The organism is Streptomyces sp. NBC_01317, assembly GCF_035961655.1.
GTDB lineage: Bacteria > Actinomycetota > Actinomycetes > Streptomycetales > Streptomycetaceae > Streptomyces.
Window position 1 is genome coordinate 7,098,988 of sequence record NZ_CP108393.1, and the last position, 20,515, is coordinate 7,119,502.

19 protein-coding genes and 1 riboswitch are annotated in these 20,515 nt (G+C 71.6%); of the genes, 13 read left to right on the plus strand and 6 right to left on the minus strand.

The window, feature by feature from the left end; translation table 11 throughout:
- Positions 1–4: 4 nt before the first annotated feature.
- The 3 genes from OG349_RS31005 (at position 5) to car (ending at position 6,140) form a co-directional block, all read left to right on the plus strand.
- On the plus strand, positions 5–1,201 hold the full coding sequence (locus OG349_RS31005) for an IS701 family transposase (protein WP_327237730.1): 1,197 nt from the start codon (positions 5–7) through the stop codon (positions 1,199–1,201).
- Positions 1,202–1,394: 193 nt separating this feature from the next.
- Positions 1,395–2,603 (plus strand): IS701 family transposase, encoded by a 1,209-nt coding sequence (locus tag OG349_RS31010; protein WP_327237731.1) that lies wholly within the window; start codon positions 1,395–1,397, stop codon positions 2,601–2,603.
- A gap of 96 nt (positions 2,604–2,699) precedes the next feature.
- Positions 2,700–6,140 carry a carboxylic acid reductase gene (car, locus tag OG349_RS31015; RefSeq protein WP_327237732.1) on the plus strand — a complete coding sequence of 1,147 codons (3,441 nt, stop codon included), beginning with the start codon at positions 2,700–2,702 and terminating at the stop codon, positions 6,138–6,140.
- Positions 6,141–6,243: 103 nt separating this feature from the next.
- Here the strand turns inward: car and bioD are convergent, their stop codons facing one another.
- The 3 genes from bioD to bioB are packed head-to-tail and all read right to left on the minus strand — an operon-like array spanning position 6,244 to position 9,476.
- Complete coding sequence (gene bioD, locus OG349_RS31020) at positions 6,244–7,002, minus strand: dethiobiotin synthase (RefSeq protein WP_327237733.1); 759 nt, start codon at positions 7,000–7,002, stop codon at positions 6,244–6,246.
- 1 nt (position 7,003) lies between these two features.
- Positions 7,004–8,308: an adenosylmethionine--8-amino-7-oxononanoate transaminase gene (locus OG349_RS31025; protein ID WP_327237734.1), complete on the minus strand. Its 1,305-nt coding sequence runs from the start codon at positions 8,306–8,308 to the stop codon at positions 7,004–7,006.
- Entirely contained in the window at positions 8,301–9,476 is a 1,176-nt protein-coding gene (gene bioB, locus OG349_RS31030) for a biotin synthase BioB (RefSeq protein ID WP_327237735.1), read from the minus strand. The genes OG349_RS31025 and bioB overlap by 8 nt, the downstream gene beginning before the upstream one ends.
- A gap of 328 nt (positions 9,477–9,804) precedes the next feature.
- Here bioB and OG349_RS31035 point away from each other — a divergent pair, with 328 nt between their 5' ends.
- Positions 9,805–10,893, plus strand: coding sequence for an 8-amino-7-oxononanoate synthase (locus OG349_RS31035; RefSeq protein ID WP_327238792.1), 1,089 nt, complete (start codon positions 9,805–9,807; stop codon positions 10,891–10,893).
- A gap of 234 nt (positions 10,894–11,127) precedes the next feature.
- Entirely contained in the window at positions 11,128–11,559 is a 432-nt protein-coding gene (locus OG349_RS31040) for an ATP-binding protein (RefSeq protein ID WP_327237736.1), read from the plus strand.
- A gap of 80 nt (positions 11,560–11,639) precedes the next feature.
- On the opposite strand, the gene OG349_RS31045 is transcribed toward OG349_RS31040, so the two are convergent.
- The 3 genes from OG349_RS31045 to OG349_RS31055 form a co-directional block, all read right to left on the minus strand.
- A complete protein-coding gene (locus OG349_RS31045; RefSeq protein ID WP_327237737.1) occupies positions 11,640–12,113 on the minus strand; it encodes a C40 family peptidase in 474 nt (157 codons plus the stop codon).
- A 3-nt stretch (positions 12,114–12,116) separates the two neighbouring features.
- Positions 12,117–12,288: riboswitch (cyclic di-AMP (ydaO/yuaA leader) on the minus strand.
- Between the two features lie 323 nt (positions 12,289–12,611).
- Positions 12,612–12,917: a hypothetical protein gene (locus tag OG349_RS31050; RefSeq protein WP_327237738.1), complete on the minus strand. Its 306-nt coding sequence runs from the start codon at positions 12,915–12,917 to the stop codon at positions 12,612–12,614.
- Between the two features lie 7 nt (positions 12,918–12,924).
- A complete protein-coding gene (locus OG349_RS31055; RefSeq protein WP_327237739.1) occupies positions 12,925–13,599 on the minus strand; it encodes an ATP-dependent Clp protease proteolytic subunit in 675 nt (224 codons plus the stop codon).
- A 58-nt stretch (positions 13,600–13,657) separates the two neighbouring features.
- On the opposite strand from OG349_RS31055, the gene OG349_RS31060 reads away from it, so the two are divergent.
- The 8 genes from OG349_RS31060 (at position 13,658) to OG349_RS31095 (ending at position 20,512) form a co-directional block, all read left to right on the plus strand.
- Positions 13,658–13,951: a type II toxin-antitoxin system Phd/YefM family antitoxin gene (locus OG349_RS31060; RefSeq protein ID WP_327237740.1), complete on the plus strand. Its 294-nt coding sequence runs from the start codon at positions 13,658–13,660 to the stop codon at positions 13,949–13,951.
- A 205-nt stretch (positions 13,952–14,156) separates the two neighbouring features.
- Positions 14,157–14,459 (plus strand): urease subunit gamma, encoded by a 303-nt coding sequence (locus tag OG349_RS31065; protein WP_327237741.1) that lies wholly within the window; start codon positions 14,157–14,159, stop codon positions 14,457–14,459.
- 14 nt (positions 14,460–14,473) lie between these two features.
- Positions 14,474–14,785 (plus strand): urease subunit beta, encoded by a 312-nt coding sequence (locus tag OG349_RS31070; protein WP_327237742.1) that lies wholly within the window; start codon positions 14,474–14,476, stop codon positions 14,783–14,785.
- Entirely contained in the window at positions 14,778–16,499 is a 1,722-nt protein-coding gene (locus tag OG349_RS31075; protein WP_327237743.1) for an urease subunit alpha, read from the plus strand. Before OG349_RS31070 ends, OG349_RS31075 begins: the two co-directional genes overlap by 8 nt.
- 40 nt (positions 16,500–16,539) lie before the next feature.
- Positions 16,540–17,214 carry an urease accessory protein UreF gene (locus OG349_RS31080; protein WP_327237744.1) on the plus strand — a complete coding sequence of 225 codons (675 nt, stop codon included), beginning with the start codon at positions 16,540–16,542 and terminating at the stop codon, positions 17,212–17,214.
- Positions 17,215–17,324: 110 nt separating this feature from the next.
- Positions 17,325–18,005, plus strand: coding sequence for an urease accessory protein UreG (gene ureG / locus OG349_RS31085; RefSeq protein WP_327237745.1), 681 nt, complete (start codon positions 17,325–17,327; stop codon positions 18,003–18,005).
- The gene (locus tag OG349_RS31090; protein ID WP_327237746.1) at positions 18,002–18,766 is read left to right on the plus strand and encodes an urease accessory protein UreD; all 765 of its coding nucleotides are present in this window, start codon (positions 18,002–18,004) and stop codon (positions 18,764–18,766) included. The genes ureG and OG349_RS31090 overlap by 4 nt, the downstream gene beginning before the upstream one ends.
- Positions 18,767–18,910: 144 nt before the next feature.
- Positions 18,911–20,512: an alpha/beta hydrolase gene (locus tag OG349_RS31095; protein WP_327237747.1), complete on the plus strand. Its 1,602-nt coding sequence runs from the start codon at positions 18,911–18,913 to the stop codon at positions 20,510–20,512.
- The last annotated feature ends 3 nt before the right edge of the window (positions 20,513–20,515 follow it).

Here is a 20,515-nt window from a genome sequence, read left to right on the forward strand (position 1 = left end):
AGCCGTGACGCGGGACCGACATCAACACGCGCATCCGGCCGAGGAGTCGGCCGCCCGCTCGGTCCTGGACGCCGGGCTCGGTGAGTGGCTGTTCGGCTCGCTGCACCGCAGTGGGCAGCGGGTCAAGGCGGAACAGTACGTCCGCGGTCTGCTGTCGGTGCGGGGGCGCAAGACGTTGCGCAGCATCGCGGCGCAGTTCGACGGTCCGGCGGCGCAACAGAACGTGCACCATTTCATCAGCGCGTCTCCCTGGGCGTGGATGCCGGTGCGGCGCACCCTCGCCCGTCACGCGCTGCGGACCCAGGCGCCCGAGGCCTGGGTGATCAGGCCCACCCTGATCCGCAAGGCCGGCACCCACTCCGTGGGCGTCGACCAGCGGTCGCTGCCGCGGGGGCGGACCGTCAACGGCCAGTACGCGGTGGGCACATGGCTCGTGTCCGCACGGTCCGCGGTCCCTGTCGACTGGCAACTGTGCCTGTCCGCCCGCTGGCTGGCCGACCCGCTGCGGCAACGCGCCGGTGTGCCCGCCGACGCCGCGGCGGGCACCGTCGAGGAGTGCGTACGTGAGGCGGTGGCCCACCTCGTCGCCCTGGGCGACGAGGTGGGCCGGCCGGTCGTGGTGGACGTCGCGGACGTGGACGCCGTGTCCGTCGCACGCTTCCTCTCGTCGCTCGGACTCCCCTTCGTCGTCCGGGTGAGCCCGGAGGCGCGGCTGCGGCTCGACCGGGCGGTACTGCCCCGGTACGGGGACCAGGAGCGCGCGGCGGGAGAACTCGCCGAGTCGTTGCCCCGCCTCCGTCGCGAGGTGAACCCGGGTGACGGCCCCACGACGGCCGTGGCGATACCCATAGCGGGACCCCCCGCGCGGAGTGACGGGATGTTGTTGCTGGGGGAGTGGAGCACCGTCGGGCGCGTCCGCCGCCGGCTGTGGCTGACCAACGCCCGTGCTCCTTCCCTCGTCCCCGCGCTGCGGCTCACCCGGCTGCCCGGTGTCGTGGCGCGCGACTTCGCCGCCGTCTCCGAACGGGTGGGGATACGGGACTTCGGGGGGCGGTCGTTCCCTGGCTGGCACCGCCACATCACGCTGGCCTCCGTGGCCCATCTGGTCGCCGCCCTGGACGCGCGGGCGGAACCCGCCGGCGTCGCACGAGCCGGACGTGACGGCGGAGGGCCACGCACTAACCGAACTACTATCCGGTAACATGACACTCTCGCGTCGGGTGTGATGGTTCCGCCCCCTCTGATCCCTACTGTCTGGACCGGGGCGACAAGCGCCATGACGAGCCGCGCCGCCCTGACGGCGCGACACGATGCCGGTTCGCACCCTGATCCGCTTCCGCACCTGATCGAAGCGACCTCGAAGCACTCCTGGCCTGGCAAGAGTGAGGGAAACCATGGTTAGCGTCGACCTGTACGACACGCGCGGGGCAGCGGGCGCCCCCGTGTCGTTCCAGTCCAGTTCCCACGATGTGCTCCTCGCCGAACTCGGCTCGATACTGTTCACCTCGCTGCCCCGCAGCGACCAGTACAGAAAAGGGATGCAGTACTTACGCGGCTTGGTGGAGGCCCGCGGGCGCAAGTCGATACGCAACCTCGCGGCGCTGCTCGGCGAGCAGGTCTCGGAGCAGAACCTCCACCATTTCATCAGCGGTTCCACCTGGGACTGGACGCCCGTCCGCCAGGCGCTCGCCCACCACCTGGTGGGTGTGGCACCGCCGCGGGCCTGGGTGGTGCAGCCCATGATCATCCCCAAGACGGGACGGCACTCGGTCGGCGTGGACAAGCATTTCTCCCCTCTCCTGGGACAGGTGCTGAACGCGCAGCGGGCCGTCGGGGTCTGGGCGGTCTCGGAGGAGATGAGCACCCCGGTCAACTGGCGCCTTCACCTGCCCAAGGCCTGGCTCAAGGACGACGTCCGGCGGAGCCAGGTGTCAATTCCGGACGAGGTGGGTGTGGAGACACGCAGCGAGTGCGTGATCGAGGCCTGCCTGGAGACCGTGACCCGGTGGGACCTGCCGGTGCGGCCCGTCGTGCTCGACGTCCGGGAAGTACACGCGATGACGGTCTTCGAGAGACTCGGCGCCGCCGGCATGCCGCTCCTCGGGCGGGTCAACGGCGATCTCCGTCTGGCCGTACGGGATTCCGTCCTGCCCGGCCACGGAGGCAAGGTGCTGTCCGCGTACGAGATCATGAGCCTCGCCAAGGACATGCGGCGGCCCGCCGCGGCGCCGAGCCACGATCCCCGGACCGCGAACCGGATGAATCTGGCCGCCGCGGTCCGGGTCGGCCCGCCCGACCGGTGGGAACAACCAGCCGGGGCGGGACACCCCGAGGCGCACGAGGAACTGCTCCTGCTCGGCACGGGCGACGACAGCAGGAACTGGCCCACGGAACTGTGGCTGACCACCATGACAGCCAGGACGCCTGCCTCCTTGGTGCGACTGGGCAAGCTCACCGACAAGGTCGACCGTGACTTCACGGAGATCGCCGACCGGGTGGGCATCCGCGATTTCTCCGGACGTTCCTTCGGCGGCTGGCACCGTCACGTCACCCTCGCCTCGGCCGCCCACGCGGTCGTCGCGCTGTCGAACGGTCCGCGGTAGCCCGTACCGCTCCGCACCGACCTGACGGATCGTCGATTGTTTGTTCCGATACCTCGTTCGGCTCTGGTTAGCATCTCCTTCGAGTGTCAGCCAGAAATGCCGGCCATTGATGCGATGCGGAGACCCAGAATGCGGCTTGCGCACATGTTGGCAGATGTGATGGAACGCTACGCGGACCGGCCCGCCGTCGGTGAACGCGCAAAGGAATTCACCCGGGACCCGGGCACGGGACGTGTTTCTCTCCGCCTCCTGCCCCGTTATGAGACGACCAGCTACAGCGAGCTGTGGGACCGCGTCCGCACCGTGGCGCGTGAATGGCACGGTAATCCGGAACACCCCCTGCTCCCGGGTGAGCGGGTCGCCCTCCTGGGCTTCGCCAGCGGTGACTACGCCACGCTCGATCTGGCCTGCGTCCACCTCGGCGCGGTCGCCGTTCCCCTCCAGACCAGCGCCCCGGTCTCCCAATTGGCCTCCATCGTCGCCGAGACGGCCCCGCACATCGTCGCGTCGAGCGTCGAGCGCCTCGACGTGGCCGTCGAACTGGTGCTGCGCGGCGCGTCGGCCCGGCGCCTGGTCGTCTTCGACTACCACCCCGAAGTCAGCGACCAGCATGAACGGTTCACCTCCGCGTACGACCGCCTCAGGCAGGCCGGCCGCGACATCGATGTCGTCCCCCTGTCCGAGGTGCTCGCGCGCGGGTCCGCACTGCCAGAAGCCCCGCTGTACGCCTCCGCCGAGGGCGACGACCCCCTGTCCATGCTCATCTACACGTCGGGAAGCACCGGGACGCCCAAGGGCGCCATGTACACCGAACGGCTGGCAGGCGCCATGTGGGGCGGTGTCTGGTCCAAGCTGTTCTCCGACGCACACGCGATCAATATCAATTACATGCCGATGAGCCATGTCGCCGGACATTCCTCACTGAAGAACACCCTGGCGCGCGGCGGGATCAGTTACTTCACGGCCAGCAGCGACCTGTCCACCTTTTTCGAGGACATCGCCCTGGTACGGCCCAACGAACTCTCGCTTGTGCCCCGCGTCTGTGAAATGCTCTTCCAGAAATACCGGAGCGAACTCGACCGGCGGACCCTCGACGGCACCGACCAGGACGCGGTCGAGTCGGAGGTCAAGGCGGAGATGCGCGAGCATCTCATCGGCGGCCGCCTCACGTGGGTCAGCTGCGGCTCCGCCCCGCTGTCCGCCGAGCTCAAGGCTTTTGTGGAATCCCTTCTGGAACTCCCCCTGCACATCATCTACGGCTCCACGGAGGCCGCTGCCGTCTCGGTCGACGGCGAGCTGCTGCGCCCGCCGGTGACCGACTACAAGCTCGTCGACGTGCCCGAACTCGGGTACTACCGGACCGACACCCCCCACCCGCGGGGCGAGCTCCTGCTGAAGACCGAGGGCCTGATACCCGGGTACTACAAACAGCCCGAGTTGACGGCGGAGATCCTGGACGAGGACGGCTTCTACAAGACCGGCGACATCGTCGCCGAGATCGGCCCCGACCGGCACGTCGTGGTGGACCGCCGCAAGAACGTACTCAAGCTGTCGCAGGGCGAGTTCGTGGCGACCTCCCGGCTGGAAGCCGTCTTCGCCACGAGCCCCCTGGTCCGGCAGATCTTCGTGCACGGCAACAGCGAACGGTCCTATCTGCTCGCCGTGGTCGTCCCCACCCCGGACACGCTCGAACGGTTCGGCGACGACAGGGAAACCCTCAAGCAGCACCTCAGCGAGTCGTTCCAGCGCGTCGCGAAGGACGCGGAGCTGAACTCGTACGAGATCCCCCGGGACTTCCTCATCGAGACCGAGCCCTTCAGCCAGGCGAACGGCCTGCTCTCCGACCACCGGAAGCTGCTGTGGCCCCCGCTGCTCGACCGGTACCGGAAACCACTTGAGGACCTGTACACCGACATCGCCGCGCGGGAGACCGAGGAACTGCGCGAACTGCGCCGTACCGGTACGGAGGGGTCCGTGCTGGATACCGTCCGGCGGGCCGCCCGCGCGCTGCTCGCCGGCTCCATGGCCGAGGTGAGCCCCACCGCGTACTTCCGTGACCTGGGGGGCGACTCCCTCTCCGCGGTGTCCTTCTCCAAGCTGCTCCACGACATCTTCGGGATCAAGGTTCCCGTGGACGTCGTCATCAGCCCGGCGAACGACCTGCGGCAACTGGCCGCGTACATCGAAGCGAAGCGCGAGAGCGGCCCGACGCAGATCTCCTTCGCGTCGGTGCACGGCGAGGACGGTACCGAGGTCCACGCCAAGGACCTCACCCTGGACAAGTTCATCGACGCGCGGACCCTCACCGGCGCCAAGGCGCTGCCGCGTCCGGCCGGGGCGCCCCGGACCGTGCTGCTGACGGGGGCGAGCGGCTACCTGGGCCGGTTCCTCTGCCTGGAATGGCTGGAACAGCTGGCCCGGACGGGCGGCAGACTGATCGCCGTCGTGCGCGGCAGGGACGCGGCCGCGGCCAGGAAGCGGCTCGACGAGGCCTTCAGCAGCGGGGACGCCGACCTGGTCAGCACCTACCAGGACCTGGCCGCCGGGCACCTGGAGGTCGTGGCGGGCGACATCGCGGAACCGCGGCTGGGCCTGGACGAGGAGACCTGGCGGCGGTTGTCCGACGACGTGGACCTGATCGTCCACGCCGGCGCCCTGGTGAACCACGTTCTCCCGTACAACCACCTGTTCGAGGCCAACGTCGTGGGAACGGCGGAGCTCATCCGTCTGGCACTCACGAGCCGCGTCAAACCGTTCACGTACATCTCCAGTGTGGCCGTCGCCACCTCCCGTCCCGGACTGCCCGCCCTGGACGAGGACTCGGACGTCCGGGCCGCCCTCCCGGTCCAGCCGATCGACGAGGGCTACGCCGGCGGTTACGCGACGAGCAAGTGGGCCGGTGAGGTGCTGCTGCGCGAGGCGCACGACCTGTGCGGTCTCCCCGTCACCACGTTCCGGTCGAACATGATCCTCGCCCACAGCCGGTTCGGCGGGCAGCTGAACGTGCCCGACATGTTCACCCGCCTGCTGTTCAGTGTCATCGCCACCGGCATCGCGCCGCGTTCCTTCTACCGCGCCGACTCCGGGGAGAGCCGCCCGCGGGCCCACTACGACGGTCTGCCGGTGGACTTCACCGCCGCCGCCGTGGTGGCCCTGGGCGGGCGGACCACGGACGGGTACGAGACCTTCAGCCTGGTGAATCCGCACGACGACGGAGTTTCGCTCGACGTGTTCGTCGACTGGCTCGACGACGCGGGCGACCGGATCGAACGGGTGGACGACTACGGGGACTGGTTCGCCCGGTTCGAGACGGCCATGCGCGCCCTGCCCGAGAAACAGCGGCAGTACTCGGCGCTGCCGCTCCTCCACGGATTCGAGCATCCCGAGGAGGCCGTGCCCGGGTCCGTGATCCCCTCCACCCGGTTCCGGGCCGCGGTCCGGGCCGCCGGGATCGGGCCGGCCGAGGACATACCGCACCTCTCGCGGTCCCTCATCAGGAAGTACGCCGCTGATCTCAAGCGGCTCGGGTCCGCATAGCCGCACAGCCGCGCGCCGCACGCCGCGGGAACAGCCCCGTGGCGTGCGCCGGCGCCATCGTCCCCTCAAGTCCCCGCCGGGGCCGGTGGCGCCGGCACGGTCTTCACCGTACGGAGGGGCCCGTGCCGCGCGGGAGTCGCGCGCCGAACCGCGTGCCGAACGCCGCCGCGTCCCACTCCCCGCCCAGCTCGGGCGCCAGCCAGCCGGGCGCCCGGGCCCCGAAGTCCACGGGATCCCACGCGCCCGCCCCCGCCGGTACGGCGCCGAGCAGCGGCGCCCCCGCCGACTCCGGGAGGTCCGCCAGATTGCAGCGCGCCGCGAGGTCCGGGTCGGCGGGCCAGCTGCCGATCACCACCCCGAGCGGGTCGACACCCCTGGCGCGCAGCGCCTCGGTCGTCAGCGCGGTCACGTTCAGCGTGCCGAGGCCCGCCGCGGCCACCACGAGCACCGGCGCGCCCAGCAGCCGGGCCACGTCCGCGAGCGTGCCGCCCGTCCCGTCGAACCGCACCAGCAGTCCGCCCGCGCCCTCGACCAGCACCAGGTCGTGTTCGACGGCGAGTTTCAGGGCCGCGTCGGCGATCTCGTCGGGAGACACCGCGGCCAGCCCCGACCGCCGCGCGGCGGTGGCGGGCGCCAACGGCTCCGGGAACCGGGCGAGTTCCACCACGGTCACCACCCCGGCCCTTCGCACGAGCCGCGCCGCCTCCGCCGCGTCCCCCTGTTCCTCCGGGGCCACTCCCGTCTGGGCCGGCTTCAGCACCGCGACCGTGCGGCCCCGCGCGAGCGCCGTCGCCGCCACGGCCGCCGTGACGATCGTCTTGCCGACCTCCGTGCCCGTTCCCGTCACGACCAGCACCGGCATGTCAGGCCTCCTCCGCCGCCGCGACCACCGCGCGGCAGATTCTCGTGATGTCGTCGTCGCCGGTGACGTACGGCGGCATCGTGTAGACGAGGTCGCGGAACGGCCGCAGCCACACGCCCTCGCGTACCGCCGCCCGGGTCGCCGCCGCCATGTCCACCTCATGGTCCAGCTGGACCACCCCGATCGCGCCCAGCACCCGTACGTCCAGGACGCCGGGCAGCCCCTCCGCCTTGGCGAGGCCCTCGCGCAGGCCCGTACCGATGCGTTCGACCTCCGCCCGCCAGTCCTGGGCGAGGAGCAGGTCGATCGAGGCGAGCGCGACGGACGCGGCCAGGGGGTTGCCCATGAAGGTCGGGCCGTGGGCCAGGACGGGTACGTCGCCCCGCGCGATGCCCTCGGCCACCCGTTCCGTGCACAGCGTCGCCGCCATCGTGAGGTAGCCGCCGGTCAGCGCCTTGCCCACGCACATCACATCGGGCGAGATCCCGCCCTGCTCGGCCGCGAACAGCGTGCCCGTACGGCCGAAACCCGTCGCGATCTCGTCCAGGATCAGCAGCACGTCGTGCGCGTCGCACGCCTCCCGCAGCACCCGCAGATACGCGGGGGAGTGGAAGCGCATCCCGCCCGCGCCCTGCACCACCGGCTCCACGATCACCGCCGCCAGCTCACCGGCGTGGCGGCCGATCAGGTCACGCAGACCGCGCGCGTACGTCTCGTCGTACGCGACCGGCGGCGCGTCCGCGAAGATCTGGCGCGGCAGCACCCCCGACCACAGCTCGTGCATCCCGCCGTCGGGGTCGCACACCGACATGGGCTGCCAGGTGTCCCCGTGGTACCCGCCCCGCCAGGTCAGCAGCCGCTGCTTGGCCGGCCGGCCCACCGAACGCCAGTACTGGAGGCACATCTTCACCGCGACCTCGACCGACACCGAACCGGAGTCGGCGAGGAAGACGTGCCGCAGCGGCTCCGGGGTGATCTCGACCAGCTTGGCCGCGAGCCGTACCGCCGGCTCGTGCGTGAGCCCGCCGAACATGACATGGCTCATCCGGTCCAGCTGGCCGTGTGCCGCGTCGTTGAGAACGGGGTGGTTGTAGCCGTGGATCGCCGACCACCAGGACGACATCCCGTCGACCAACTCGCGCTGCCCGTGGGCGGGCCGGGCCAGCCGGAGCCGTACCCCCGACGCGGACTCCACGACCAGCGGTTCCGCACGGCCCGGCATGGGGCCGTACGGGTGCCAGACGTGGGCCCGGTCCAGCGCGAGCAGTTCGTCCGGGCCGAGCCAGGACGGCGCGGTCTCAGGCATTCGGGGCGAGGTCCGTACCGGCACCCCGGCGCCGTACGGCCACCAGATCCGTCCGTACGGTGTCCGCCGGAGCCACGTCGGCCCGCGCCGCCGGGACCGTACCCGCGCACCCGCCCGTACCCGCGCCCTCGTCCGCCCCGTCGCAGGGCCCGCAGCCCCCGCCGCCCCGGTGCTCCGGCAGCGTCGTGGTGCCCGCGCCCTCCACCTCGAACCCGGCGTCGGCGATCATGTCCAGGTCCGCCTTGCCCTCCTGGCCCTCACTCGTGAGGTAGTCGCCGAGGAAGATCGAGTTGACCAGGTGCAGCGCGAGCGGCTGCATCGTCCGCAGATGCACCTCGCGCCCGCCCGCCAGCCGTACCTCCACGTCCGGGCAGACGAACCGCGTCATGGCGAGGATCCGCAGACACCGCTGCGGGGTGAGGTTCCACTCCTTCGCCAACGGCGTTCCCTCGAAGGGGATCAGGAAGTTCACCGGCACCGAGTCCGGGTCGAGCGCGCGCAGCGAGAAGACGACGTCGACCAGGTCGTCGTCGCTCTCGCCCATGCCCGCGATCAGCCCGGAGCAGGCCGAAAGGCCCGCCGCGTGGGCCTTGTTCACGGTCTCCACGCGGTCCGCGTAGGTGTGCGTCGTGGTGATGTCCCCGTACGTCCCCTCGGACGTGTTGAGGTTGTGGTTGTACGCGTCGGCTCCCGCCGCCCGCAGCCGCTCGGCCTGGCCGTCCGAGAGGAGCCCGAGGCACGCGCACACCTCGACGCCCTCGTTCTGTTCCTTGATCGCCTTGATGGTGCCCGAGACGCGCTCGACATCGCGGTCCGTCGGCCCCCGGCCGCTCGCCACCAGGCAGACCCGCTTCGCCCCGCCGGCCACCCCCGCGGCCGCCGCCTTCGACGCCTCGTCGGGTTTCAGCCAGGTGTACTTGAGGATCTCCGCCGTCGACCCGAGCCGCTGCGAGCAGTACGAGCAGTCCTCAGGACAGAGACCGGACTTGAGGTTGACCAGGTAGTTCAGCTTCACCCGACGCCCGAACCACTGCCGGCGCACCTTCCCCGCCGCGGCCACCACGTCGAGCAGCTCGTCGTCGGAGGTCGCCAGTACGGCGAGGGCCTCTTCGCGGGTCGGCAGCTCACGCCGCAGGCCCTTCTCCACCAGCGTCTTCAGCAGATCCATGGCGTTGATCCTCGCGCACGGCGAGGCTCCGGTGCCAGGGAGGAACCCGACAACACCACCCGATCGAAGTGTGTGTATGGCCACACCCTTGCCCGATCCGGTCCCGGTTAGGGTCTGTGCGCAGCCTACAAAAAGGACCCTTCCCGTGCAGCAGGACCGCCAGGACCCGCAGGATCACCCGGACCCGCAGGACCCGCGCCCCCGGACCGGCGGCCCCACGTCCGCACCGGTCGAGCCTGCCCGCCCGGCGGCCGGTCATGCGTCCGCGCCGCCCCCGGATCCCTTCGACTGGACCGACGCCGAGGCGCGCCGGCGCGCACGCGCGGGCCTGGTCCGTACGCTCCGCCCCCGCCCGGCCGACTCGCCCCTGGTCGACCTGGCCGGCAACGACTACCTGGGTCTCACCCGCCACCCCTCGGTCACCGCCGCCGCCGCGGACGCGGCCCTGCGCTGGGGCGCCGGCGCCACCGGCTCCCGTCTGGTCACGGGCAGCACCGCGCTCCACGCCGACCTGGAAAACGAACTGGCCGAGTTCTGCGGCTTCGAGGCGGCGCTCGTCCTGTCGTCCGGCTACGCGGCGAACCTCGCCGCCCTGACCGCGCTCACGGCCCCCGGCTCGCTGATCGTCTCCGACGCCGGCAACCACGCCTCCATCATCGACGGTTGCCGCCTCTCACGCGCCGAGACGTCTGTCGTCCCGCACGCCGACCCCCAGGCCGTACGGAAGACACTCGACGCCCACCCGGGACGCCGGGCCCTCGTCGTCACCGACGGGGTGTTCTCGGTGGACGGCGACGCCGCGCCGCTGGGCGAGCTGGCCGAGGTCTGCCGTACCCGGGGCGCGGCCCTGCTCGTCGACGACGCGCACGGCCTGGGCGTGCTCGGCCCGGGCGGGCGCGGCGCGCCGGCCGCCGCCGGGATCGCGGGGGCCGGGGGCGTCGTGGCCACGGTCACGCTCTCCAAGTCCCTGGGCAGCCAGGGCGGCGCCGTCCTCGGACCGGCCCGGGTCATCGACCACCTGGTCAACGCCGCGCGGACGTTCATCTTCGACACCGGACTCGCACCGGCGGCGGTGGGCGGGGCGCGGGAGAGCCTGCGGCTGCTGCGCCGCGAGCCCGAGCGGGCGGCGCGGGCGCGGGAGGTGGCGCTGACCCTGTACGGGCGGCTCACCGAGGCCGGGTTGAGCGCGGTGCGTCCCGACGCCGCCGTGGTGTCCGTCCGGGCGGCCTCGCCGGAGGCCGCCGTCCGCTGGGCGGCGGACTGCCGCGCGGCCGGCCTGGCCGTGGGATGCTTCCGCCCGCCGTCGGTGCCCGACGGCGTCTCGCGGATCAGGCTCACGGCCCGGGCCGACATGACGTACCGTCAGCTCGACGCGGCGGTGGAGACGATCATCGCCACCGCGGCCCCGGTGGGCTGAGACCGCCGGGACCGCACCGGGCCCCGGTCGCTGACCTCTGGACAAGAGCCCTCAAATACGTTCTGACGTAGCAGAGTTCACCGCTTCGAGCGACAGAATTCCACATATCTCGGTGGATCAGCGCCCCGAACGGCACGATAAGTGGCACTCTGGCGCGAAGCACAGTCCGAGGCCGCCGGCGCAGCATCAGTTCTGTGCCGAAGTCCGGCCCGGCGGGAAAGGGACAGCGTCGCCATGGCAGACCATCAGGAAGCATCCGTCACCCTGCCGAGTGATGCGGCCTCCGTCCCCGAGGCCCGAAGATTTGTCGCGGACCTTCTCAGGGAATGGGGGCTGCCGGGCAAGGCCGATCTGGCGGACACGGTCCGGCTGATCGTCTCGGAGCTGGCCACCAACGCCGTCCAGCACACCTTCGGCACGTCGCCGACGTTCACCGTGGAGGTACGGCTGGAGCGCGACGAGCGGCTGCGGGTCGGCGTCACCGACAGCCATCCGCGGTGGCCGCGGCGGCTGCCCGCCGCCGTGCAGCAGGACAACGGCCGCGGCATGGTCATCATCCGCTCACTGACCGCCGAGTGCGGCGGACGGGTGAGCGTCACCCCCACGGAGGAAGGCGGGAAGACGGTCTGGATCGCCCTGCCCTGGACGGCGCCGGCGCAGAGCTGAATCCGCCCCCGCGGCTCCGAGGGCCCTGTCCCCGCCCCCGTACCGCCTGAGCCGGCCCGCCGTCTCCCGCCCCGGCCCCGTCAGCGCACCCGCCCGTACCAGACGCTCCTGGACCAGATGCGCTCCAGCCGCACCACGGAGCCGCGCTTCGGCGAGTGCCAGATCCTGCCCTTGCCCGCGTAGATCCCGACGTGGTAGACGCTGCTCCCAGAGTGGAAGAACACCAGATCCCCCTTCTTCCTGCTCGACGCCGAGATGTGGCGCGTCTTGTTGTACTGCTGCTGGGCCGTACGAGGCAGCTTCTTGCCCGCCTTTTTGTACGAATAGACCGTCAGCCCCGAGCAGTCGAAGCGGCGTGGTCCCGAGGCCCCGTACTTGTACGGCGATCCCTTCTTGGAAGCTGCCACTTTGAGCGCCGTCGCCGCGTGGGGCACGGCCTGGGCCTCGGACGCGGCGCCCGGTACCAGCAGCGAGCCGCCGACCGCGGCGAGCGTGAGGGCCGAGACGGCCCCCGCCCGGGAGAACAAGGACGGGACATGTGTCTGCGCAGTCATGCGCAACCCTTCGTCAGCCGCCTGTGAAGGATGACCTGTCGGGTTCGGGCTGGCGAAGTCGCCCGGCCGCGTCAGCGGCTTCACCCCGAGGGACGACCCATGTGCGGGCCGGCCCGTACTGCTCGGGTCCTCCACTCCTGCCGATCCACTCGTGTCGACCAGGCATCCGGAGCGGCGGCAGGACTCGGCGTCCGCCCGGACCGCCCCGCCGTGGGTGGCGGGGGCTTGTCGTCCCAGGGATCTTGACGCGGATCCGAGGGATTTCCGAGGCGAAACGACGATATGTGAATCTCATCACGTCTGACCCATACGGGTGGACGCGAGAGTTTTGGCCCCGACGGCGCGAGCCCGACGAGGGCCGCACCTGCGACGGAGTGTCACCCCTCGTTGCGCTTATGGTCACTTTGCGCAACTCGCGTCCCCGCGGTTGTCCAGTCTGCTCCTACGCCGAACGGGGGAGGCTTTCCCGTACGGACGCGCCCGTACGGGAACACTCCCTCAAGTCGGCGCTCCGGGCGGCATGGTGACGCGCCCCGCGCGGCGCTCCCCGTCGAGCACCCGCAACGCCCGCGCCAGGGTCCCGGCGTGCACCTCGGTCTCCCCTCTGGCGTGCATCGTCGTCAGGGCGTCCCGCAGCTCGGCGGCGCGCGAGGGGAGCGCCTGGGCGGCACGCAATGCGCTGTACGTGTCATTTTCGCGCGCCGGGTTGATCCGCCCCAGCAGATCGACCACCTGGAGGAAGGCGTCGACGAACTCGCCCTCGGCGCGGGTCAGCGCGGGCAGCGGCGGCAGCTCCGGCAGCATCCGCGGGTCACCGCCCGCCGGCCGGGCCGGCGAGGCCCAGGGAGGTCCTGCGGGTCCGCACCACGTGATCGACCAGGCCGTACGCCCTGGCCCCGGCGGCGTCGAAGATCGTGTCCCGCTCCAGGTCGTCCCGTACCCGCTCCTCGCTCTGCCCGGTGTGGCGCGTCAGCAGCGACCCGAGCAGGTCGCGCGTCCGCAGCAGCTCGCCGGCCTGGATCATCAGGTCGGACGGCTGGCCCCGGACGGGCTCGTCCACGCCCGGCTGCTGGAGCACCACGCGCGCGCCGGGGAGCGCCATCCGCTTGCCGGGCGTGCCGGCCGCGAGCAGGACGGCGGCGGTGGAGGCCGCCTGGCCGAGGCAGGTCGTCTCCACGTCACACATGACCGTCCGCATCGTGTCGTAGAGGGCGGTCATGGCGCCGATCGTGCCGCCGGGGGAGTTGATGTAGAGGCAGATGTCCTGGTCGGGCGCGGCGTATTCGAGGTGGAGGAACTGCGCGATGACGTCGTTGACCGCCGTGTCGTCGATCGGGGTGCCGAGGAAGATGATCCGCTCCTCGAAGAGCTTGGAGTACGGGTCGAGCGTGCGGGTCCCGTGACTCGTCCTCTCGCTGAACTCCGGCAGTACATAGCGGGCGGAAAGTCCGGGGGCGGCGGGGCCGGGGGCGGAAAGGCCGGGCATCACGGATCTCCCTTTCTGTAAAAAATGTACAGGACGTACGTCCCGTACCCTGGGGAGCATGGCCTACGAGATTCCGGTGACGCAAGCCCGGGCCGAGCTGGCGGAACTGATCAACCGCGTCGTGTACGGCGGCGAGCGGGTGGTCGTGACGCGTCACGGCAAGCCGCTGGTGGCGCTGGTCTCCGCCGCTGACCTGGAACGACTGGAGAAGGAGCAGGAGGCGGCCGAGGAGCAGGTGATCACGTCGGTCACGTCGGTCGGGACCCTGCCGTCCGCTCCGGGCGAACGCGCGCGCTTCGGTATCGCGGCCGAGCTGCGCGGGCGGCACGACGAGCCGCCCCACGGCCGCTGACGCGCGGCTGACGGGCCGCCGACAGGCGGCTGACGGTGGGACGGGAGGGGGCGGGCGCCCGCGCCGCCGTCGTACCGCGCCGTTGTATACGGCACTCACTCCCACGGCCCTGTCGAGGGCTCCAGTTAACGCGCCCGAAAAACTTCGGCCTTAACGTGCCAGGGACCCTGGAGCCGTCACCGGGCCGACACTGTGAGGTGGAAGCGTGCAACTGACCCCGCACGAGCAGGAACGCCTGCTCATCCATGTGGCCGCGGACGTGGCGGCCAGGCGCAGGGACCGCGGACTGAAGCTCAACCATCCCGAAGCGGTCGCGCTGATCACCTCGCACCTCCTCGAAGGCGCCAGGGACGGCCGTACCGTCGCCGAACTCATGGAGTCGGGGCGCACGGTCCTCGCGCGCGAGGACGTCATGGAGGGCATCCCCGAGATGATCCACGACGTGCAGGTGGAGGCCACCTTCCCGGACGGGACCAAGCTCGTCACCGTCCACGACCCGATCGTCTGAGGGGCGGGACGCCGATGATTCCCGGAGAGATCCTGCACGGCGACGGGCCGATCGTCCTCAACGAGGGCCGCGAGGTCACCCGCCTGACCGTCCTCAACACCGCCGACCGGCCCGTCCAGGTCGGCTCGCACTACCACTTCGCCGAGGCCAACCCGGGGCTGGAGTTCGACCGCGCCGCCGCGCGCGGCAAGCGCCTGCACATCGCCGCGGGTACGGCCGTGCGCTTCGAGCCCGGCATCCCCGTCGCCGTCGCACTCGTCCCCCTCGCCGGTCTGCGGGTCGTCCCCGGCCTGCGCGGTGAGACCGGAGGTCCCCTCGATGACTGACATCTCCCGCGCCGGGTACGCCGATCTCTTCGGCCCCACCACCGGCGACCGGATCCGCCTCGCCGACACCGACCTGTTCGTGGAGGTGGAGGAGGACCGCAGCGGCGGCCCCGGACGCGCCGGTGACGAGGCGGTGTTCGGCGGCGGCAAGGTGATCCGCGAGTCGATGGGCCAGTCCCGTACGACCCGGGCGGAAGGCGCGCCCGACACGGTGATCACCGGCGCGCTGATCATCGACCACTGGGGCGTCGTCAAGGCCGACCTCGGCATCCGGGACGGCCGTATCACCGGGATCGGCAAGGCCGGCAACCCCGACACCATGGACGGCGTCCACCCCGACCTGGTCATCGGGCCCGAGACCGAAGTGATCGCGGGCAACGGGAAGATCCTCACGGCGGGCGCGATCGACGCCCACGTCCACTTCATCTCGCCGACCATCGTCGACCAGGCGCTCACGAGCGGTGTCACCACACTGGTCGGCGGCGGTACGGGACCGGCCGAGGGCACGAAGGCCACCACCGTCACCCCGGGCGCCTGGCACCTCGCCCGGATGTTCGAGGCGCTGGAGACCTTCCCCGTCAACATCGGGCTGCTGGGCAAGGGCAACACCATGTCGAGCGACTCCATGCACGCCCAACTCCGGGGCGGGGCCCTCGGGTTCAAGATTCATGAGGACTGGGGCGCCACCCCCGCCGTCATCGACGCGTGCCTGCGGGTCTGCGAGGAGAGCGGCGCCCAGCTCGCCATCCACACCGACACCCTGAACGAGGCGGGGTTCGTCGGCGACACCCTCGCCGCCATCGCGGGCCGTACGATCCACGCGTACCACACCGAGGGCGCGGGCGGCGGGCACGCCCCGGACATCATCACGGTCGTCTCCGAGCCGTACGTGCTGCCCAGCTCCACCAACCCGACCCGGCCGCACACCGTCAACACCATCGACGAACACCTCGACATGCTGATGGTGTGCCACCACCTCAACCCGGCCGTGCCCGGCGACCTGGCCTTCGCGGAGTCCCGGATCAGGCCCTCCACCATCGCGGCCGAGGACATCCTGCACGACCTCGGAGCCATCTCGATCATCTCCTCCGACGCGCAGGCCATGGGGCGGGTCGGCGAGGTGGTCATGCGGACGTGGCAGACCGCGCACGTGATGAAGAAGCGCCGGGGCGCGCTGCCCGGCGACGGGCGGGCCGACAACCACCGGGTCCGGCGGTACGTCGCCAAGTACACGATCAACCCGGCCGTCGCCCAGGGCCTCGACGGCGAGATCGGCTCGGTGGAGACCGGCAAGCTCGCCGATCTGGTCCTCTGGGACCCGGCGTTCTTCGGCGTCAAGCCCCAACTGGTCATCAAGGGCGGGCAGATCGCGTACGCGCAGATGGGCGACGCCAACGCGTCCATCCCCACCCCCCAACCGGTGCTGCCCCGGCCGATGTTCGGCGCGCTGGGCCGGGCCGCGGCGGCGGGGTCGTTCAACTTCGTCGCGGAGGCGGCGATCGAGGACGGACTGCCCGAACGGCTCGCTCTGGGCAAGAGGTTCGTCCCCATCCGCAACACCAGAGGGCTCAGCAAGGCCGACATGCGGGAGAACGACGCCCGGCCGCGCGTGGAGGTCGAACCGGACACGTTCACCGTCACGATCGACGGCGAACCGGTCGAGCCCGCCCCGGCCACGGAACTGCCGCTGGCGCAGCGGTACTTCCTGTTCTGACGTCCTGCCAACCGCTACCGACCGCCGAGAGGAGCACCGGATGAGTCACGCGGCCCTGCTCGTCCTCGCCGACGGACGCTTCCCCGCCGGCGGCCACGCCCACTCCGGCGGGGCGGAGGCCGCCGTCAAGGCGGGACGGATCCGCGACGCCCGGGATCTGGCCGCCTTCTGCCAGGGGCGCCTGCACACCACGGGACTCACCTCGGCGGCGCTGGCCGCGGCCGCCGCCGGGGGCCTCGACCCGCTCGACCTGGACGAGGCGGCGGACGCCCGTACCCCCTCACCCGCCCTGCGTGCCACGGCCCGCAGACTCGGCCGCCAGCTGATGCGCGCGGCCCGCGCCACCTGGCCCGGCCGGGAACTCGACGCGCTCGCCGCCGCCCGGCCGCGCGGCGCGCACCAACCGGTCGTCCTGGGCGTCACCGCACGCTCCGCCGGACTCACGCCCGGGGACGCCGCGCACTGTGTGGCGTACGAGACCGTCAGCGGGCCGGCCACCGCCGCCGTACGCCTCCTCAGCCTCAACCCCTTCGAGGCGACCGCCGTCCTGGCCCGCCTCGCACCCGAACTGGACGAGGTCGCGGCGCGGGCCGTCGCGTACGCGGCACGCGCGGCGGACGAGGGCCTCGACGCGCTGCCCGCCGCCTCGGGCCCCCTGGCGGACATCGCGGCGGAGGCCCACGCGGCCTGGCCGGTCAGACTGTTCGCCTCCTGAGGGGGCGGACACCCGCAGAGACAGGAAGCCTCCAGGAGTACGCAGCCCTCAAGGGCACGAAGCCCCCGGGACACGAGGCCCCCAGGGGCCAGAAGCCAAGGAGTCGCCCCATGCACCTCGACCACAGCCTCTCCGGCCCCGCCGCCGTCAGCGCCGACGCCGCCCGGCCCGACGGCACCCGGCGCGCCCTGCGCATCGGCCTCGGCGGGCCCGTCGGGTCCGGCAAGACCGCCACCGTCGCCGCGCTCTGCCGCGCGCTGCGCGACCAGTTCTCCCTCGCCGTCGTCACCAACGACATCTACACCCGTGAGGACGCCGAGTTCCTCCTCCGGCACGCCGTGCTGCCCCCGGAGCGCATCCAGGCCGTCGAGACCGGAGCCTGCCCGCACACCGCGATCCGCGACGACATCTCCGCCAACCTGGAGGCGGTGGAGGACCTGGAGGACGCGGTGGGACCGCTCGACCTGATCCTGGTCGAGTCCGGCGGCGACAACCTCACCGCCACCTTCTCCAAGGGACTGGTCGACGCGCAGGTGTTCGTCATCGACGTGGCCGGCGGCGACGACATCCCCCGCAAGGGCGGCCCCGGCGTCACCACCGCCGACCTGCTCGTGATCAACAAGACGGACCTCGCCCCGTACGTCGGCTCCGATCTCGGCCGGATGGCCCGCGACGCCAAGGAGCAGCGCGGCGAACTCCCTGTCGTTCTCACCTCCTTGAGGACCGGCGAGGAAGGCGTCGAGCCGGTCGCCGCGTGGGTGCGGGCGCGGCTTGCCGCCTGGACCGCATGAGCGTCCGCGCCACCGCCCGGATCGTCGCGACCCGCGCAGGACTGCCCGTCCTCGCGAGCGACGGGCCGCTGGCGGTACGCCGTACCCGCGCGACCGGCACCGGCACCGGCCACCGCGTCACCGTCGTCGGCGCGATGAGCGCGCCCCTGGGCGGCGACCGGCTCGCGATCGAGGCGCGCGTACGGGACGGGGCCCGGCTGACCGTGGACGCGGCGGCGGCGACCATCGCGCTGCCCGGCCGGATCCCGGCGGACGCGGACACCGCGGAACCGGCCCACTACGACGTGCGCCTCACCGTGGACGAGGGCGCCGCACTGCACTGGCTGCCCGAACAGCTCGTCTCGGCCCGGGGCAGCGACCTGCGGATGCGGACGACCGTCGAACTCGCCGCCACCGCCCGCCTGGTGCTCCGCGAGGAACAGATCCTCGGCCGCCACGGCGAAGAGCCCGGCACCCTCCTCACCCGCCTCACCGTCCGCCGCGCCGGCCGCCCCCTCCTCGACCAGGAACTGCGCCACGGGCCCGGCGCGCCCGGCGGCTGGGACGGCGGAGCGGTCCTCGGCGGACACCGCGCCGTCGGCCAACTCCTCGTCGCGGGACCGGAGTTCGAGGAGAAACCCGCGCAACCCCTCCTGCTCGGCGACACCGCAGTCCTCACCCCGCTCGCCGGACCCGGCGTGCTCGTCACCGCCGTCGCGGCGGACGCCCTGGAACTGCGGCGCGTACTGGACGAGGCGCTGCGCCTGACCGCGTACCGCTGAGCGGGCCACCGACACCGGTTATGGGTTAGGTAAAGAATGGGCCATGAGGCCTGTTCTCAGCTGTGTCACAGGAGCGAGGATCCCGGAGTCCGATCGAACGCGTTGTCGCAGGCAGACAGCGCATCACACAGGGGGAGGTTCCACTTGAGACGCACAGCAGTGCTCGGCTCGGCCGGCACTCTGCTCGCCGGCGCGCTCATAGCGGGCGCGGTCGCCGCACCGGCGGCCACCGCCGACGCCCGGCAGACGGGGAACTCCACGTCGCACAGCGCGTCGTACAGCGCGTCCTACGGCGCGAAGGTCGCCGCGGACAGGGCCGCCAAGAAGGGCATCGCCTGGGCGGACTGTCCGGCGGACTGGTCGCTGGAGAAGCCCATCCAGTGCGGTTACGTGAGCGTCCCGCTGGACTACACGAAGCCCGACGGCAAGCAGATCACGCTCGCCGTCGACCGCATCGGCAACACCGGCACCAAGGACGAGCGCCAGGGTTCGCTGCTCTACAACCCGGGCGGTCCCGGCGGTTCCGGCATGGCGTTCCCGCGCCGTGTCGTCACCAAGAACGCCATCTGGGCCGACGCGGCCAAGGCGTACGACTTCGTCGGTTTCGACCCGCGCGGGGTGGGCCGTTCGACGCCCATCTCCTGCATCGACCCGCAGGAGTTCGTCAAGGCGCCCAAGCTCGACCCCGTCCCGCACAGCGAGGCGGACAAGAAGGCGCAGCGCAAGCTGGCGGCCGCGTACGCGGACGGCTGCGTGAAGCGCAGCGGCTGGATGCTCCCGCAGATGACGACGGCGAACACCGCACGCGACCTGGACGTCATCCGCGCCGCGCTCGGTGACAAGAAGCTGAACTACGTGGGCGTCTCGTACGGCACGTACCTCGGCGCCGTCTACGGCACGCTCTTCCCGACGCACGTGCGGCGCATGGTCGTCGACAGTGTCGTCAACCCGTCGAAGGACAAGATCTGGTACGAGGCCAACCTCGACCAGGACGTCGCCTTCGAGGGCCGCTTCCTGGACTGGAAGAAGTGGGTGGCGCAGAACGACGCGACCTTCCACATCGGCTCCACCGCCACCAAGGTCCAGCAGGCGTACGACAAGCTCCGCGCCGCTGCCAAGAAGGCGCCCTTCGGGGGCCTCGTCGGCCCGGCCGAGCTGGACGGACTGTTCCAGAGCGCCGCGTACTACGACTCCAGCTGGGTGCCCGTCGCCTCGACCTGGAGCAAGTACCTCGCCGGTGACACGCAGGCGCTCGTCGACGCGGCGGCGCCCGACCTGTCCGACACCAAGGGCAACATCGCCTCGGAGAACGGCAACGCGGTCTACACCGCCGTCGAGTGCACCGACGCGAAGTGGCCCACCAGCTGGCAGAAGTGGGACCGGGACAACACCCGCCTCAACAAGGACTACCCCTTCCTCACGTGGGGGAACGCCTGGTTGAACCTGCCGTGCGCCACCTGGGGCGTCAAGCAGCAGACCCCGGTCGAGGTCAGGACCGGCAAGGGCCTGCCGCCCGTGCTGATCGCGCAGTCCACGCGCGACGCGGCCACGCCGTACCCCGGCGCGGTCGAGCTGCACAAGCGCTTCAAGGGCTCGCGACTGATCACCGAGAAGGACGCCGGTTCGCACGGCATCACCAACCTGGTGAACCCGTGCGTCAACGACCGGGTGGAGGCGTACCTGCTCACCGGCGCGGTGGGCGGCAAGGACGTCACCTGCGGTCCGCACGCCACGCCCAAGCCGTAAGGC